This window comes from Polyangiaceae bacterium (assembly GCA_020633205.1).
Taxonomy (GTDB): domain Bacteria; phylum Myxococcota_A; class Polyangia; order Polyangiales; family Polyangiaceae; genus JAHBVY01.
In genome coordinates, this window is the sequence record JACKEB010000020.1 from 211501 (window position 1) to 228826 (window position 17326).

The window sequence follows — 17326 nt, forward strand, 5'->3', positions numbered from 1 at the left end:
TCTCCTGAATCGGAGCCTAAAACGGCGCCTCACCCACGACGCCACCGGTGATCTGAGTCGACGTGGGCTTGGGCTTGGGCGCCTCGGGAGCGGCGCTTGGCTTGGTGGGAGCCGTTGCCGTGGGGCGCGCCGGCGCGGCTCCCGGGCTGCGTGTGGACGCGACGACCGGCGCCTTCGCCTTCGTCGGGGGGGCACTGGCCGCGCTAGCAGCCGGTGCGTCCTCCGCAGGCAACACCTGCGGCTGAGCGGCGGAAGTCAACGGCGGGGCCGGGCTAGCAGCCGGACTCATTTCCTCTTGGATTTGGGGGGGAGGAGCCACGACCGCCGACGAAGCCGGAGCTGGCACCGACCTCGAGGCGTACCAGAAGGCGCCGCCAGCGCCTGCCACAGCAATCAGGATCCCAGCAGCCAGGCCAAACGGTGGCCATCCGCGCCCCGACGTAGGCTCTCGTGTATCGCTGGTCACACCAGCCACGGACTGAGCCACGGAGCTCTCTGGCGCCGGCGCGAAGGCGCCGAACGATCGCGCTTCGGCCTCCGTGTGGCGACCGAGCACCTCGTAGGCAAGACGCAAGTCGGCGCAACGATTCGCCCGGTCACTGACGAGCATGTGATCTACGAGCTCGCACACATCGTCCGGCAACCAGGGCGCTACCTCCCGGAGCGGCTGTATGCTGCCCATCGCGATCGCCTTGAAGATCTGGCCGAAGTTGTCACCGTCTACCGGTTTCCTCCCGGCAAGGCACTCGTAGGTGATGACCCCCATCGCCCACACATCCGCTCGCTGGTCGACGTCTTTCTCGCCAAAGACCTGCTCTGGAGGCATGTAGTGGGCAGTGCCCATGACCGCCCCGGTCTGTGTGAGATTCGCGGTAGACGCAGCGTCGCCTTCGCTGGCGCTCAGCTTGGCGATTCCGAAGTCGAGCACCTTTGGTACGACGCTACCGTCCGCCTGCTGGTGCAGCATGATGTTGTCTGGTTTCAGGTCGCGGTGAACGATGCCGGCAGCGTGAGCGCAACCAACCGCTGAAACGACAGGCAACAACAGCCGACAAAACTCGTCGAGCTCGAGGCGTCCGACGCGCGCGAGCTTATGGGCTAGATCCTCCCCCTCGAGCAAGTCCATCACCATGGCCGGCGCGCCGTCTTCCAGTTGGATCACGTCGTGAACCTGGACCACGTTTGGGTGCTGGACCGCACTCACAGCGCGCGCTTCCCTGAGGAACCGCTTCAGGAGTTTCTCGTTGGCAGGGAAGCCCTGCTTCAGTAGCTTGAGCGCTACGTGTTTTTTCGTGATCAGGTGTCGGCCGCGCCAAACGGCGCCCATCCCACCTTCCCCAAGCAGGCATTCCAGCTCGTATCGACCGCCAATGACGGTTCCTGCCTGCAGCTCCACACTTCGAATATTCAAGACGCCCCACCCGGGGTCAAGCGTCGGTTCACGGGACGCCTGCCAGCTGAGTCCGCGCAATCACTGACGGAAAAACATTACGTTGAGTCCACACGCGCACAACCTTCGCCCTCAGAACCTGAGCACATTGCGAATGCGAGCTTTCATGCGACGATGTGGCCTCGACTCCAGCCAGGCTGGCGCGCAGAAAGTCCTCGTGATGTGCTGCGGATCCGGCGACTGTCGTCGACGATCAGCGCAGCAGATCCGGCGCAGCAGATCGGCAGCGCGACGAGCGAGGTTGAGTGACCGGAACGCATATGAACTCGAAGTCAGCCATCAGAGGCCGCCTCCCGGCAAGGCTGACGCTCGCCATGCTCGCGCTCGCCAGCGCCGGCGCACTCGGAGCGGCTTGCGGCGAGGCACAGGACGCTAGTACCCAGGACGCGGGTACCAATCCGGAGGCGGGCCCCAACTGGCAAGGAACCGACTGTCATCAGTGCTACGCCGCGCGTTGTGAGGCCACACTGACCGAGTGCACCTACGACCCGAGCTGCGCTGCATTCAAGGACTGCGCAGACGCTTGCCCAAGCGGACCTGATGGCGGACCGGAACTCCAATGCGTCGACGCCTGCCGCACGCGAGCTCAAGGCCAAGACGTGGCGGGTTGCCTCGCGGAATCGCTTGAAGTCTGCAGCGCTTGCGGAGGTGCTAGCGATGCAGGCCCCGATGCCTCGGCGTGTGGCCACCCGCTGCTCTGCCAAGAGTGTGGACCCTCGGACGATCCGGACCCCTGCCACCAGTGCCAGGACGAGAATTGCTGCGAGTCGGATCAGGCTTGTCGAGACGACCCTGGCTGCCTGGACTACTTCAATTGCGTGCAGGCGTGCACGGCGGACACGTTGCGAGAGTGTGAACTCGAGTGCGACGAAAAGGTCGGCGCCGAGAACTTTCTCAAGTTCAACATGAAGCTTAGCTGCGTTCTCCACTACTGCAGGGAACCGAGCAAGTGCGGCGTCGAGCCACTCACCACATGCGACGAGTGCTTCATCGAGCAGTGTGGGGCGGAGGTCGCGGCGTGTGATAGCGACCCATGGTGCGGTCGCATCGGCGGGTGCATCGCCTTCTGCAACGATCAAGCGTGCTACGACGCCTGCTATTCGCAGTACGCCCCCGGCGTTCCGCTCTTCAACGCCTCCACGGAGTGCCTACTCGCGGAGTGCTTCAACCCGTGTTCCGATGTCTGATTCGAGAGCTCTAGCTAGCGTTGTCCTCGTTGGGAGCCTGCTCGGCCTGCAAGGGTGCGGCGAGAACACGCCGGTGCGACCTCAGCTGCTGATCGAGGTGGACACGGACGTCCCAACCGTAGCTCAGGCGATAGCCGATCCAGCCGTGAGTCAGGACGCGACACTGGACACCCTGAGGATCGACGTGATCAATGCCGACGGATCGGTCGTCGACTTCATCGACGTGGTAGCCCCCACCCCCGACGACTGGCCGATATCGTTCGGCGCGTTGCCTCCCGACGCTGGGTCACAGGTGACATTTCGCATGCGCCTGTTTCGAGGCAGGGACGCAGCTCGCGGAACTCTCAACGGTATCCCGAGTCTGGAGCCGCCCCCGCGCACGAGCATCGACCGTGTCGTAAACCTCGACTTCCCAACGGAGGGGGTCAGCGAGGCGCGGGTCGTATTGCGCGGCGATTGTCTCGGCGTGCGCGCGACCTTCGGCAGCGCCCTCGCGACGTGCATCGATGCCATAAATCCACACGGCAATCCTGCCGAGGGAGTGGAACCCAGTATCACCGGAGGGACGCTCACCGGCACCTGGGACAAAGCGCTCAGCGTACCCTGTCGTGGGACCCCACCGACTCCCGACGCGGTCTGCATCCCCGGCGGCTACAGTGTGTTGGGTGATGCCGGATTCGTCGGTCTTGGCAACTTCCTCGATGCAGCCCCCCTCACCCCCGTCTACCTCTCTCCCTACTGGCTGGATCGCACGGAGGTCACCGTCGGGAGGTATCGGGAGTTCGTCAAGCGAGTGGGTACGCCAGCCGAGCCACCGTTTACCCGCATCGACGGCGATCTCTTGCGCGGAGAGTGCGCTTTCCGCGGAGAATCAGTCGGCGAGTTCGACGCGCTCCCGCTGAACTGCACGTACTACGCAACGCTTCGTGAGCTGTGCCAGGCTGAGGGAGGTGACCTGCCGACCGAGGCCCAGTGGGCACACGCGGCTCGAGGACGAGGCGAAGGCAGGCTGTATCCATGGGGAGAACATGAGGTCGAGTGTTGCGTCAGCAGCATTTCGCGAGCTTCCTTGCCCGGCGTGCCTCTGCTTTGTGAGGCTACGGAAGGCCTAGAGCCCGCTGGTTCTCATCCACCGACTGAGTCGTGCAACGGCCTTGGCGATATCTCCCGCGACGGTGTGCTCGACCTCGGAGGAAGCCTGAGCGAACTGCTCCTCGATAGCGCTCAGTCCTTCGAGGACGAGTGCTGGAAGATGCAAGGCACTGCCGTGGACCCGTTGTGCAGCGCGGACGGAGGCTTGATTGCCCTGCGAGGGGGCAACTTCAGCACGGGGCCCAAGCTCGCCGCCGCAGCTGTACGCGGAGACTGGAGCAAGAACACTTGGGCCTCCAGCATCGGGGCTCGCTGCGCTTATCCCGACGGAAATGGCTCCCAATGAAGCGAACTCCCTTCCTGGCACTCACTCTGGGCGTGCTCTTCGCTGGCTGCGGAGAGAGCACTGGAGAGGTACGCGCCCAGTGGCTCGTGTCTCTGAGTACGGATGCTCCCCTACCTCAGTTTGGGGACCGCCTGGTTGTCGAGATCCTCGAAGCCGATGGCTCCCCGGCTTGCGCTGGTTGCCGCCGACTGCTGGGGGTGCCCAGCGATTGGCCGGCGACGTTCGGGGTGATTCCACCGGGTGATGGGAGCAAGGAGCTATTCGTTCGTGCACGGCTCTATCGAACCGAATCCGCGGGGAACGACGGGCTACCGAGATCGAGCCGAGTGATCGACGTCGCGGGCAGGCTGGTCGCTCCTCAGGGTGCGACGGCAGTGCACCTCCAGCTCAGCATGAACTGCTTCGGCACCCCTGTGCGGCTCGAGCAAGGCGAGTCTTGCGATCCGCAAACGGGGGAATACGTCCCCCTGCCGGTGCTTGGTCCCGCGCCCGCGAGCATCCCCGAGCCGGGGAGCTGGTCTGGTGCCAAGTCGGAGCCGTGCGCGGAGCCGGCACCGGAAGGCATGATTTGTGTGCCTGGCGGAGCCTTCCTAATGGGAGCGCCCACCACCTCTTTGATCTCCGATGATCTGGACGCGGAGCCCCTCGTGCACTTGAGCCCTTACGCGCTCGACCGAGACGAAATGACCGTGGGGGAGTACTTGGACATCGCGGCCGAGTTCAATCTCCCACTCCCAGCGCTGCACAACGCAAACCCGACATCCACACGCTACTACTGCACCTACGACGCGAACGACCCTGAGAGCCGCGCGCTGCCGGTGAACTGCTTGGATCGAGAGCAGGCACGCGCTGTGTGTGAGGTGCAGGGCAAACGCCTGCCAACGGAGGCCGAGTTCGAGTTCGCGGCAGGGAACCGCACACAAGAAACACTATATCCCTGGGGCAACGATCAGGACGTCTGCCACTACGCTGCGCTGGCAAGGAACCCGCTCGACCTCACGGACGGAACCTACGCGCCTTACCTGGAGTGCAGAGAGACACCCGATGGTCGCCTAGCGCCAGGGGTCGTGCTCGGAGAGAGCACCCTGGACGAGACGGAGCTCGGACTACGTAACCTCGGCGGAAACCTCTCCGAGTGGGTGGAGGACCTGTACGCGGACTACACGCAGGCCTGCTGGCAGGGGCTCACGCTGCAAGATCCAATGTGTGAAGAAAACAGCAACGGCTGGTTCGCCCGGCGAGGCGGCGCTTGGACGGGACCGCAGATCACCGCGCGCGCTGCAGAGCGCAACGCGCAACTCACGGACACCGGCTCGATTGGTATCGGTGTGCGCTGCGCAACTAGCTTCTAGGCCACGTTCAAAGACCGCCGGGCGGATCCACTCTCAGCGACAGCTGGCCGCCTAGCCACGCACCACTCAACTTGGAGTCGACGTCTGGCGCGCTCGCGCTTCTGTAGTTGAGCGGGCGGAGCAGCACGCCAACTTGTGGCCCAAACGACAACACCAGGGTGTCTGAAAGCCGCGTGTCTACGCTGAAGTCGACGACGGCACGTCCGGTCCAGGTCGTGGTTTGCCCGGCTTCACCGGCGACCGACTCCGCGCCTTGAAGCTGCGCCACGCCTGCCCCCAGCGTCACCCCTAACCCCAAACCCAAACCCTGCGAGAGCTTGAAGTCGTACCCCGGGGAAACACTGAACTCGAAGTAGCGCAAGCCGTCGATCTCCGGCGCTCCACCCGCCATCAGGCTCAGGCCGGCGCCGATCCGCGGTCCCGAGTCAAGGCGCAGACTTGGTCCGAGACCGATACCACCGAGCCAGCCGCCTCCGCTGATCCAGGCTCCCTGGGCCGGAACGTCCAGGGTCAGGCGCGCGAGCAGTGTGTGTGGCTTCGGCTTGGCGGCCTCGGCTGCGGCACGCGCCGCGTCTCGCCTGAGGCGGCGGGCTTCAGCGAGGCGCCGCTTCCGCAAGCCAAGCACCAGCTGCGCCGACGCCTGCGCGATGCGTCGAGCGGTGAGTCGCTTGCCCTCACTCGTCGATACCCGGCGCGTGCCATGAAGCTCGCCCCGCTCCCAAAGTTCGACGCTGAGCATCTTGACGGATGCAGCGTTCTCGGCTGGTACCACGCGGAAAAAGAGTGCGACCTCGAGCGGCGGGTCGTTGGCCGGGTCGGGTGGCACGTCGACGTCGGCGATCTCGATGGCGATCAAGCGTCGCACGAGCTTCGCGTCGACCTCGTCCTCACTGGCGGAGGCAATTTCGATGGCGAGGCCGGGCCCAGGATTGGCGAGCGCCTGACCGCTGAGAGTCGTCGCGCCGACCGCCAGCGCAAGAATCAGGCAGCTACTTCTGAGGCGCAGGTGCAGGCGCGGGATCGACAGGCTCCGGAACGCCAGCGTCTCCGCCTTCGGGCTCCGGGGCGCCGGCGTCACTGGACTCGGCTTCAGCCAGGGCGTCGCGAATTTCCTGAGCACGACGTCCGCTGGGGTAATCCTTCTCATATTGGCCGGCGAGCTTTCGCGCGAGCTCCAAGTTGCCCTGCTCGATGGCCGCTAGGACCTGACGAGCGAGGGCATCTTCCGCGAAATCACCGTCTGGCGACAAGGATCGGTAGAGACCAAACGCTTCCGCGGCGCCTTTCTTGTCGCCGGCCGCCTCGAGCAAGTTGCCCAGGGCGAGCGCGGCAAGCGGCGCGTTGGGGTCACCAGGGAAGCGATCCAGCAGTCGGCGCAGGGCCTGAGAGGCGCGCCCACGCTGTCGGTTGGCGCGAGCGACCTCAGCCAAGGTCATCAGCTGCTCAGCGCTGGCCTGACCCATTACCGCGTCGAACCCGCCTTGTTCTTGAACAGCCTGATACGCAGCAGCGTACTCACCGCTGTCCGCCAGCTTCTGCCATTCCGGCGGTCCCGACGGACGAACAGCCACCGGAGCCTCGCTGACTTCGTTCACCGCTGAGGTCTCCGCCCGTGGGGCGCGGGGCACTGGAGCGATCCGATGCTCATCGGGGGCTGGAGACTCTGGGCTCGCCTCCGCTGAGATCGCAGGCGGCGGCTCCGGGGCCTCGTCTCCGGCGGCCCGATCCGTGGGCGCCGGTTCCGCGGCGGGCAGCGGAGCGACTTCTGCCGTGGGTTGAACTCGAGCGCCAACCAACACTCCCGACCCGAACAGCAGCACGCCTGCGGCAGCTGCCCAGATCAAGGAGGTGTTGCGACGCTGAGCAGGCGCCGCAGGGAGTTGCGGGAGTTCCTCCTCCAGACGCTGCCACACGCGGTTCAAGGCCTCGTTGTCCTCGGCGTGATCCCGAAGGGCGTTCACCGGGACCTCCGGCGGGATGCTGCTGCGACGCTTGGCCATCAGACGCTCCCTCCAGAAACGAAGTGCTGCTCGAAGAATCGCTGAGCACGCGCGATGCGGCGCTTCGCCGTTGCGAGGCTGCAGTCCGTGAGTTCCGCCACCGCCTCGAGGCGGTGGTGCTCCACATAGCGCAGAGTCCAAGCGATGCGATCTTCAGTCGGCATCGTCTGCAGCAGCGCATAGACCTGAGCCAACTGCGCCCGCGCTTCGGGGCTCGCATCACCTGCCGCGACCGCATCCAAGTCGACCGCGTCCCCGGCGTGAGTCAGCCCAAGCGTGGCCATCAGGCGACGCCGGCGCAGGCGGCTACGCACCAAGCGCACGACGATGGCGCCGAGCCAAGAACGGAACGCTGCTGCATCGCGCAGATCGTTCAGGCGCTGGTGAGCCTTGATGAAGGCATCGTGCACGACGTCTTCGACGTCGCTGGCGCTACCTTGGATTCGGACTGCGAGGTTCATGGCGAAGCCGGCGTGGCGCCGGTAGAGCAACTCGAAAGCCTGGCGATCTCCTGCTTGGACCTTCAGTACCAGCTCCGCGTCCTCTGTCTGGCTCGTTTCCGCGCGGACTAGCGGCGCGGACTCACCTGGCGTTGGAGTGTGTGCGGGGGCTGGGGGCTGACGGGGTTCGGCAGAGACGCTCGGCTGAGGAGCCGAAGCATGGGCTCCATCTGCTTCCTCGTCGGTGGCCGGACTGGCAACCGCGTGGGCTTCGGAGCGCGGGGGGAGAGACTCATCGATGGAGTCTGGGCTCACTCCGCCCCTGACGAGGCGCAGCCGGCGCTCGGCTGCTGAAGAGTTAGAACCCATCGACATGCTTCAGACGCAGCTTGCCATCATTTCGGCTCACCCATCGCCACGGGAACGCTCACTCCAAAGGATCATGGCTCAGTGCCGTGCGACGCCGTGGCAGTTCTCCCGGAATGGGTGTTCCGGCGCAGCTCCTGCTCAACTTCATTATCCTGATTAATTCCGTATAGTTGGAACGAAATTCCGGCGATAATCTGCAGCCAGGGTGCTTTTTTGTTGAGCCGGTTGCGGAGGCTGGGGCATCTCCCATTCCGAAACACGAAGCTCACGCACCTAGTGGGGCTTCGCACAGGAGGATCCCCAAATGATTCGTAAACTCGCTCTTATCCCGATCGTTGGTCTGTTGGCAGTTGCTTGCGGTGGTGGCGGAATGCCCGAGGCCGAGGCGCCCGAGGCGCCCGAGGCGCCCGAGGCGCCCGCGGCTGAGGCTCCCGAGGCGCCCGAGGCGCCCGAAGCGCCCGAGGCCCCCGAAGCACCCGAGGCCCCCGAGGGTGGAGACGACGCGGCGGCTGAGTGAGATCTCACTCAGCTTGCTCGGCCTGATTTCGGTCAGGCACGTCAAGCAGGCGACCGGTGCTCTTGGAGTACCGGTCGTTTTCTTTTTGTCTCCAAGCAGGAGCAAGCAAACCCAACTCCCACTTGAGTCGGGTTTGGGGGTGAGGGTGCGACCCAGCACAGCCGATTGGTGTCAGCGCACGCTTGGTAGTCAGCACAGTGCTTGGTAGTCAGCACAGTGCTTGGTAGTCAGCACAGTGCTTCGTGGTCAGCACAGTGCTTCGTGGTCAGCGCAGTGCGTCGTGGTCAGCGCAGTGCTTGGTAGTCGGCGCCGCGCTTGATGTCGAAGTGGAAGTGGTCTCGATGCGCGGCGTTGAAGCCCGGCGTCAGCATGTGATTGAAGATCCCTTCGCGGGCCACCGCACACACTAGGTTCCGCAGCCGAACGCTGCCCGCATCGGGTTCGTGGATCACGGCATCCGGACCGCAGGCTGGGGCGCCGAGGTCCCCGTGCCAGTCGTCCTCCACACTCAGCACGCTACCGTCCGCCAGCCAGAGGCGCGTGATGTCCGCCGCGAGCCCGTAGCTGTGCTGGCTCGGGTTGCGCGCCTTTCCACGCCGGTGCCGCGGCAACTTGGACTGCGGACGGTACATGTTGTCTAGCTGCACGCGCACCACGGAGTGCGCCGCCAACACTCGCGCAAACTCATTCAACGCGAGCACCAAGCGACAGTCCAGCACCCCGAACGGGCTCTTTCCACCGGGAAACACAAACTTGATCCCCGAGAGCTCGCCTGAGAGCTTGTGAGGATTCGCAACACCTTTGGCCGGACCGCCCCAATGCTTGACCGGGAGCTTCGCCGACCGCAGTTCCTTCATGCACTGTCCAGGTGAGAGGTTTGCGAAGCGTCGGGCATAGCTCGTCGGCGGGAGCAGGCGCCGCGGGTCGAGCGGCTGCATGAAGGGTTCCTCGGAGAGGTCGACCGCGGGAGGCGCGGCGTCGACTGCTTGCGCGTCCGCTGTTGTGGCGTCGCCATCCAGGCCAGCGTCGAGCGTCCCGGTATCGGGAGCCGCGGCGTCAGCTTCGGCTGATCTCTCGACACCAGCGTCTCGGAGACTCGGCGAACTCGACGCCCACGCCGCGACCCGCGGGGGCCGAGCGGGCGCCTCAGCCTGCGATGGCCCAGCGCTGCACGCGACCGAAAGGCCGACGCCCCCCAGCGCGGAGAGGAGAATCGCCCGAGCGAAGTGGCTCGGCTTCTGGTGTTCGAGACGCAGCCGTTCTTGCACTGCGCGACCCCTAGCACGTCTCGTGTCGCGTCTCCATTTGAACAGCGAACTCAGCTTCGTCTCACCACTCGGCTGATTCGAGCCGGATTGTCAGCCACCGGCGCCGCTAGCCTCGTTTCCATATTTTCCACAAGGCAATAACCAACAACCACTGCCCGACAGAAAGCAAAACGCGAGCACTCGCGCTTGGAGGCTGTGCCCACGCCGCACACCCCACCGGTGGAGTGACTCTGAAGCACATGCGGTGGTTCACACAGTGATCTGGGCGCCGCCCCTGGACGCGCAGATATCCGGCGACATTGCGCTTTTCGTCTTCGGTATGGCGCTTGCTCTAGTCGCCGGCCATGGCTGCACCTTCCCTGACTCGACTTCGCTGGTTGCTTTTTCCGTGTGCTATCGGCCTTGGACTCACGCTCACCCACCCCGCGCACGCCGCACGGAAGATCTGCGTGGACGTCGTACAGAAGTCTTGGGACCCGGAAAAACCGCATGGCAACCCAAGGCAAAAGGACGCGAAGCCCAAACAAGCGCAAGACACCGAAGACAAGGCAGCGTCCGCCCCGGAGCCGCCCGCCGCCACAGATCCGCCGGGTGCAGCTTCCCCCGCGAAGGACCCCGCGGCACCGCCCACAGAGGAGCCGGCGCCTGCGCCGCTGATCGGCCCCCGAGTCGATGAAGCTGCGTCAGAACGGCCCTGGTCTCAGGAACTCGGCCCAAAGCGCGCCACCAAGCCAGAACCGGGGGAAGACACCCTCGAGGTGTCGACCTTCGATGCTCCCGCCTATCTGCGACGCATGCTCGAGTACGAAGTCACCCACGACCCAAACTACGAAGCGGTGCAGAAAGGCTGCGGTCACCGCATCACCGTAGAGCTGTATCCACTGAAAGATGGCTGGACGGTGTTCGCGAGGTACAGCGGCTACGCGCGCGAAGAGAAGGTTGACTACGTGACCGCGGATGAGTTCGCGCAGCTCGCCCAGCGCCTTGCCCGCGCGCTGCTTTACGACCGCCCGATCAGCGACACCATCACCCGGGAGAACGTGCTGCGCGCCGACAGCGAACAGCGCCTGCGCACCGTCGGCGTGCGAGGTCATGCGTTGTTCGGCATGGGCACCGCGCTGCGCATGGGTAAGCTCCCCACGGCAACAGACGACGGGACCACCGCAAACGACGAGCTACGGCTGTTGACTCCAATCACCCTCGCCCTCGGCTACCGTGGAAAGCTGAAAGCGTGGGGCCTGGACGCCCAGGGCCGAGTAAACCTTGGAACGCGCGAGCGTGCAGCGTCGTACAACCTCGGCGGTGGCCACGCCGACTACAGCGGCGGCGTCGGGCTCGCGCTACATTTCTTCCGCTACTTGGACCCACCGGGAGTCACGTCGGTCTACCTCGGCGGCGGCGCTAGCTTCGATCTAGCCGTTTTTAGCTTGATCCGTCCTCAAGAAGACCGCGGAAGCGATAGCCGAGACAGCATCGTAGGCGGCGGCCTGAACCTGGACTTGGTGGTCGGCTACGAGTTCCTGCGCGCCAGCTCGCTACATTTCTTCACGCAGGTGGAACTCAACGTCCCAACCTACGTTATCCACGCAGAAAGTGATGCGGGAACGGTGGACACCTACCTGCCCGGGGCGATCGCCCAAGTTGGCGTGATCTTCTGAGGAGCCATGACAACGCTCCTCGACGACGCGCCCCACCGCGCCGCTTCGCGGACCTTGGCGCTGCTCATCGCATGCCTGTGTGGCTGCATAGCTTGGCTCTATCCGAGCAGCGCCCAGGCTCAAGTCGCCACCTGCATCCAGGTCGTCTCGGGCGGGCAAGACGGCTCGAGTCTCAATCGCTTGGTTGAAAGCGAGCTGGCACGTCACCCCAGCCACAAGCTCGCGAAGACCAACTGCGAGACCACCCTGCGCATCGAAGTGATCGAAGTGGAGGCCAAGCTCGGCGGCGGCTTGTTTCTCACCGGCAGCGTCGACGGCGAAGTACCAGACCGCGTGAAGGTTCAGCCGGGTCGCATGGATCGCGCGGTCGAAGAGCTGTTGACGGTGCTACTCCACAACGACCCCCGGCGCTTGAGCGGTCCGGAGCGCGCCGATTGGTTCGCTCAGCAGCGAAAGTCGTTCCGAGTGCGCGGGATCAACTACATCGGCGCGGAGGTGTACGAGGTGGGCGCCGTGGTCGACGGACGCCTGGCGACGTTGCCCGGCCTGGCGCTGGTCGCTCGCCGAGAGGTCGACTGGTTCCACTTCGGAGTGCGTGTGGCTGGCGCGAACCAGCTCAATAGCGGAGACGATCGACTCTCGCTCACCACTCAGGTGACCGCTCAGCTCGAGGCTTCGCTGTTCTCCAGCGCAACGGCTTCGACCGCAGCCTTCGCAGGGCTTGTCGCTGGTCTCGAGTATCAGCGCTTCCGCGGCCCCACGACGTTGAACGGACAGCGCTCCATCGAGAGCGCGACGGCTGCAGGCTTTTCCCCAGGGTTACGCTTTGGACTCGAGCTCGGTCGTTACACGACGACTCACGGCTTGGTCTTTGCTCAGCTGCTCTTCCCGACGTTTGCCAGTCACGACGTGGACACCGGCGTAGTGGACCAGTGGACGCCGAGCGTCTCGATCGGCGCTGGCATGGTGTTCTGAGTCAACCAACCACCCAGAGCACGACACCAACCAGAAAGATGGCAATGCCGAGACCGCCAAACACCAACGCCAAGATACCGGCGACCGCGTGCTGATTCGCGAGGTCCAAGGCGATGCGCGCCCGGGTTGGCTCGCTCGGATCAACGAACACCTCGACCACCTCACCCAGGTCCATTCGCGCTCCCGAAGACTGGGTGTGCGTCTCATGCACGCTCCCGGCGGCGTCGAGATACTGCACGAAATGGGTCGTTCCTTCATCGCTGTCGTCGACTCGAACGACTCGCCCTGGGGTGGAGACGCCGAAGCGCCGCCACCAACGAATGCTGCGCTGCGCCCAGTACCCCAGGAGGATCCCGAGCAACGACATCAGACAGAAGAACGCACCCCCAAGGATCAACAGCCCTACGTGCAATGGCGGCGCCACGGAGCCGAGAATATCAGGCGCGCTCAGCCCACCAAGAATTGGCCGAACGCATAAGGCGGTATTGAGTTCACGGGACGTCGTCGGAATTCGTGATCACTCAGCTGACGACCCAGAACACCAAGCCAAGCGAAAACGTCACGATAGCCAAGGCGCCAAAGACGCCCGCCAGGATCAAGGTCACGACGTGCTGAAGCTTGACCTCCGCCGCGATCCTCGCGTTGGCGGGGTTGCTTGGGTCGACCCACACCTCGACCACTGCACCAAGGCTCATGGCTATGACCGAGCCCTGAGTGTGGGTCTCGTGCACGCGACCGGCACCGTCCAGGTACTGCACGTAGTAAGTGGTGTACTCATCGCGCTCCTTGATGCGGACGCATCGCCCAGGCGTCGAGACACCATACCGCTTCCACCAGCGCGTCGTGCGCTTGAGCCAGACGCCGCCCAGCAACGTGATTGCTGCTATCGAGAAGAGTCCAACACCGACAAGCAGCAATATCTCCGCGTGAAGAGGCGCTTCGAGCCACACTCCCGCGGGTATCAGCGGTTCCACGGGGCGAGGCTACCAGCACCGCTGGTCCAGGCGCTAGCAGCGTGACTAACGCTTCAAATCGACGACCAGACGCGTACGCCCCACCAGAAGCTCGGTTCCGTGGGGTAGTTCTTGCTCACCGCGTACCCGGACGAAGACGCCAGTGCGGCTGCCCAGGTCCGTCAGCACCACCGTGCTCGCCTGCTCCTCAATCACGCAGTGTTGCTCTTCAACCAGCGGGTCGTCAGCGAAGATCAAGTCACCCACCGCGGAGCCAATTTGCATGCTGTTTCCCCGGGCCACCACGCAGGCGCCTTGGGCTCCGCCCTCGAACACCTGAATGATGCGGAACGACGAAGGCCACTTCGGAGACGAGTAGAAGTAGGTCGGATCGGGATCCGGACCATCGTCAGGCGCCGGGTTCTTCTCCACCTTGAGGAGCTGGTCGCCAACGATGAACTCGTCGCCAATCTCGAGCTCGACGGCCGTGGAGATGCGGAAGAAGACACCGTTGCCGCCCTCGAGGTCTTCAATGAAGAGCGCGTCGTCTCGCCAACGCAGGAGCGCTTCCGTGGGGTGACAGAAGATCTCGCCAGGCAGGTTCACCCCGCCCTGAGCGCCCATCACCACCTCTTCGCCCACGGGGTCGTAGCGCTCCGGACCACCGGTCAGGCTACGCAGCACCACCAAGCTGAAGTGCGACACCTGCGCGGGTGCGGCGGCAACCGCAGGCGGCTCGTGGGTCGTTGCACTCGGCGCCTCTTGCTTGCGGCGCGCGATCTTCTGAACCTCTTGGGGCGGCTCAGTGAGCAGGGTGACACCCCCCACCTCGCGCCCGGCGATGATCTCGTCGAACTTGCCGTCGCGCAGCATCAGCACCATTTCCATGTGCTGAGCCTTCATCAGGCCGCGGACGTATTCGGCAACGTCAGGCCGACTCACGTGCTCGGTGTAGTCGCGCTTGTGGCTCTTGATGACTCGTCCGCCATCGGCGAACAGGTGCGTGATGATGTGAGGCGCGTCTAGACCGGAGTCTTCCGTTTGCACATGGTAAGGCACGCCGTGGAACTTGATGTTGTTGTTGAAGCCCATCTGGGCCCGACGAAACGTCGGGCGGCGCATCTCGGCTTCGATCTGATTGATGCGCTCGATCGTGTACGCCTGGATGTGTTGATCCAGGGCGCCATGATCTCCCTGCATCCCCTCCATGCGCTCGAACGCCATCTGGGCGAGGGGCGCGCTGGGATCGATCCGTAGCGCCTCCGCTAGAAGGTCCTGACCTTCCGGATCGTTGGGTCCATTGGCGGCCCAAGCCGTGAGCAACCCAACCGCTTCGTCAGGTCGCTCCTTGTCGACGAGCCAAGCTGCGACGTTCTTGGCTTTTGCGCGCGCCTCCGTGACCGAGAGCATCGACAGCAATCATGGTTTCTGCCGCGATGCGCTGGCAAGACCTACGCGCATTCGCGGCAAAAAGTGTTGATTCGCGAACTCAGCCGGGGCTCGGGGGCTGGGCTCCGGCGCCAGCAGCACCGCCGAACCCGGGTCCGCCGCCGAAGCCGCTCCCCCCCGTTCCGCTCCCGCAGTCCTGCCAGCACCACTGGTATTCGTTACCCGTGCACCAGCCGTCGCCACAGTAGCCACCGCCACAGTCCGGCGTACACCACCCGGGCTCACCGGGACCGCAGTACCCGTCGCCGCAGTAGCCGCCGCCACAATCCTGGTAGCACCAGCCCGGCTCGCCAGCGCTGCAGTAGCCATCGCCGCAGTACCCGCCGCCGCAGTCTTGGTAGCACCAACCGACCTCACCCTGAGTGCAGTAACCGTCACCGCAGTAGCCACCACCGCAGTCTGAGTAGCACCAGCCGACCTCGTCTGGGGTGCAGACGTAGTCGCCACAGTAGCCGCCGCCGCAGTCTTGGTAGCACCAGCCCGGTTCATCCGGCGAGCAGTAGCCGTCGCCACAGTAACCGCCACCCCCGCAGTCTTGGTAGCACCAGCCAGGTTCGTCCGGCGAGCAGTAGCCGTCACCGCAGTAGCCGCCGCCGCAATCTTGGTAACACCAACCCACTTCGTCTGGCGTGCAGGTGTAGTCGCCGCAGTAGCCACCGCCGCAATCCTCGTAGCACCAACCATACTCATCGGGAGAGCAGTAGTAGTCACCGCAGTAGCCGCCACCGCAGTCCTGGTAGCACCAGCCGACTTCGTCCGGCGTGCAGTAGTAGTCGCCGCAGTAGCCGCCGCCGCAGTCTTCGTAGCACCAGCCGTACTCGTCGCTCTGACACACGCCGTCGCCACAGCCGTGGCCACCGCAATCTTGCCAGCACCAGCCCGGCTCGTCGGGGGTGCACACACCGTCACCGCAGATCGTTCCACAGTCCTGCCAGCACGACTTCTGTTCGTTCGGTTCGCAGTAGCCGTCACCACAGTTGGCGGAGCAATCCTCGGGGCATGTGTTCGAGTCTTCGTAGGGGGGCGCGCAGAACCCATCACCGCAACCCGTTAGACCGCAGTCCTTCGGGCAGCTCTGGTGCTCGCCGTAGTCACACACACCGTCGCCACACTTCTGGCCGCAGTCTTGGGGACACCAGTCACGCTCGTAGTCGGTGCACGTGCCATCGCCGCAGAACGAGCAGTCGATGTCGCAGCTCTTCGCATTCTCTGGCGGGTTGCACAGACCGTCGCCGCAGTAGCCGCAGTCCACGAGGCAGTTCCAGCTGTCCTCGGGATACACGCAGCTCCCATCACCGCAGCCGGGCGTGCAGTCACTCGGGCAGTTCGCGTTGGTCTCGTTGCCTGCACACTGGCCATCACCACAGCGACCGCAGTCGACGATGCAGTTGTACTGATCCTCGGGAGATACGCACTGGCCGTCGCCGCAGGTCGGCTTGGAGTCGCAGTCTTCAGGACAGGTGTCCTTCTCCGACGCCTCGCACAGGCCGTCGCCGCATGCAGCGCCGCAGTCTTTGGGACACGTCTTCCGCGTCTCGCCCGCGTCGCAATTGCCGTTGCCGCAGCTCTCCACGCAATCGCTCGGGCAGCTCTGGCTGTCCTCACCCCCTGAACACACGCCGTCGCCACAGCTGCAGTCCGCCGGGCAAGAACTTGGGTCTTCGCTCGGCTGACAGATGCTGTCGCCGCAGTTGTCCCCGCCTCCCGTGCCACCGGTGCCGTAGGGGTCGTCCAGCAAGTTGGCGCGGCCGCAGCCCGCCGACTGCACCAGCGCCCACAGGCCCATCGTCAGAACAAACCCAAAGCCAGCCTTGTTGTTTTGCCAAGCCATCGCACTGCCATTGTCAGCAATCCTTGGGCCAGGGTCCATTTCGAGGAGCAAACACGAGCGAACACTCGGTCTTCCAGTGGAACCGGATCACCGCGGCACGCCGTGCGGAAATCCAGGGGCGGTCAGCTCGACGGACCAGCCACTTTTGGCCAGGAATTGAGGTGTCGACGGCCGTGGGAGCGCAAGGGTTCGGCAAGCTTTGCGTGAGTTTGCGAGCGGCTGCCAGCTCCCCGGCTTCCAGCGCCCACCTCGGGGTTGTGCCACCCCATGGCACAACAATTGGGCGTCCGGGCATTGCGATCAGAGTACCGGACCGCGGGCCGCGCCAGCTGGGAGCGGATTTTTATTCCCCGCGGATACAATCGTCGAACCCAACGAGGCGGTTGGGGGGGAGGCGCAGCGGGCGCCCGCCGGGACTGGTGTGGTCGATGGTTGGCCC

Annotated in this window: 15 protein-coding genes; 6 read left to right on the top strand and 9 right to left on the bottom strand. The window is 64.7% G+C overall.

Going from position 1 to position 17326, the window contains the following annotated elements:
• Positions 1–16: 16 nt before the first annotated feature.
• Positions 17–1411 (bottom strand): protein kinase, encoded by a 1395-nt coding sequence (locus tag H6718_32120; protein ID MCB9590105.1) that lies wholly within the window; start codon positions 1409–1411, stop codon positions 17–19.
• 353 nt (positions 1412–1764) lie between these two features.
• Between H6718_32120 and H6718_32125 the strand changes: the two genes are divergently transcribed.
• From H6718_32125 to H6718_32135, 3 genes are read left to right on the top strand one after another with little or no spacing between them, the layout of a single operon-like run.
• Positions 1765–2637, top strand: coding sequence for a hypothetical protein (locus tag H6718_32125; protein MCB9590106.1), 873 nt, complete (start codon positions 1765–1767; stop codon positions 2635–2637).
• Positions 2630–4075 carry an SUMF1/EgtB/PvdO family nonheme iron enzyme gene (locus H6718_32130; GenBank protein ID MCB9590107.1) on the top strand — a complete coding sequence of 482 codons (1446 nt, stop codon included), beginning with the start codon at positions 2630–2632 and terminating at the stop codon, positions 4073–4075. Before H6718_32125 ends, H6718_32130 begins: the two co-directional genes overlap by 8 nt.
• A complete protein-coding gene (locus H6718_32135) occupies positions 4072–5427 on the top strand; it encodes a formylglycine-generating enzyme family protein (protein MCB9590108.1) in 1356 nt (451 codons plus the stop codon). The genes H6718_32130 and H6718_32135 overlap by 4 nt, the downstream gene beginning before the upstream one ends.
• A gap of 7 nt (positions 5428–5434) precedes the next feature.
• On the opposite strand, the gene H6718_32140 is transcribed toward H6718_32135, so the two are convergent.
• The 3 genes from H6718_32140 to H6718_32150 are packed head-to-tail and all read right to left on the bottom strand — an operon-like array spanning position 5435 to position 8236.
• On the bottom strand, positions 5435–6505 hold the full coding sequence (locus tag H6718_32140) for a hypothetical protein (GenBank protein MCB9590109.1): 1071 nt from the start codon (positions 6503–6505) through the stop codon (positions 5435–5437).
• Entirely contained in the window at positions 6417–7427 is a 1011-nt protein-coding gene (locus H6718_32145) for a hypothetical protein (protein ID MCB9590110.1), read from the bottom strand. The genes H6718_32140 and H6718_32145 overlap by 89 nt, the downstream gene beginning before the upstream one ends.
• On the bottom strand, positions 7427–8236 hold the full coding sequence (locus tag H6718_32150; GenBank protein ID MCB9590111.1) for a sigma-70 family RNA polymerase sigma factor: 810 nt from the start codon (positions 8234–8236) through the stop codon (positions 7427–7429). Before H6718_32150 ends, H6718_32145 begins: the two co-directional genes overlap by 1 nt.
• Positions 8237–8540: 304 nt before the next feature.
• Between H6718_32150 and H6718_32155 the strand changes: the two genes are divergently transcribed.
• Complete coding sequence (locus H6718_32155; protein MCB9590112.1) at positions 8541–8753, top strand: hypothetical protein; 213 nt, start codon at positions 8541–8543, stop codon at positions 8751–8753.
• A 284-nt stretch (positions 8754–9037) separates the two neighbouring features.
• Here H6718_32155 and H6718_32160 read toward each other — a convergent pair whose 3' ends face one another.
• Positions 9038–10021: an extensin family protein gene (locus H6718_32160; GenBank protein ID MCB9590113.1), complete on the bottom strand. Its 984-nt coding sequence runs from the start codon at positions 10019–10021 to the stop codon at positions 9038–9040.
• 344 nt (positions 10022–10365) lie between these two features.
• On the opposite strand from H6718_32160, the gene H6718_32165 reads away from it, so the two are divergent.
• Positions 10366–11679 carry a hypothetical protein gene (locus H6718_32165; GenBank protein MCB9590114.1) on the top strand — a complete coding sequence of 438 codons (1314 nt, stop codon included), beginning with the start codon at positions 10366–10368 and terminating at the stop codon, positions 11677–11679.
• A gap of 6 nt (positions 11680–11685) precedes the next feature.
• Positions 11686–12654 carry a hypothetical protein gene (locus H6718_32170; GenBank protein ID MCB9590115.1) on the top strand — a complete coding sequence of 323 codons (969 nt, stop codon included), beginning with the start codon at positions 11686–11688 and terminating at the stop codon, positions 12652–12654.
• A 1-nt stretch (position 12655) separates the two neighbouring features.
• Here the strand turns inward: H6718_32170 and H6718_32175 are convergent, their stop codons facing one another.
• The 4 genes from H6718_32175 to H6718_32190 form a co-directional block, all read right to left on the bottom strand.
• A complete protein-coding gene (locus H6718_32175; protein ID MCB9590116.1) occupies positions 12656–13078 on the bottom strand; it encodes a DUF3592 domain-containing protein in 423 nt (140 codons plus the stop codon).
• A gap of 97 nt (positions 13079–13175) precedes the next feature.
• Entirely contained in the window at positions 13176–13628 is a 453-nt protein-coding gene (locus H6718_32180; protein MCB9590117.1) for a DUF3592 domain-containing protein, read from the bottom strand.
• 45 nt (positions 13629–13673) lie between these two features.
• The gene (locus tag H6718_32185) at positions 13674–15017 is read right to left on the bottom strand and encodes an FHA domain-containing protein (GenBank protein MCB9590118.1); all 1344 of its coding nucleotides are present in this window, start codon (positions 15015–15017) and stop codon (positions 13674–13676) included.
• A 79-nt stretch (positions 15018–15096) separates the two neighbouring features.
• A complete protein-coding gene (locus H6718_32190; protein MCB9590119.1) occupies positions 15097–16887 on the bottom strand; it encodes a hypothetical protein in 1791 nt (596 codons plus the stop codon).
• Between the last annotated feature and the right edge of the window lie 439 nt (positions 16888–17326).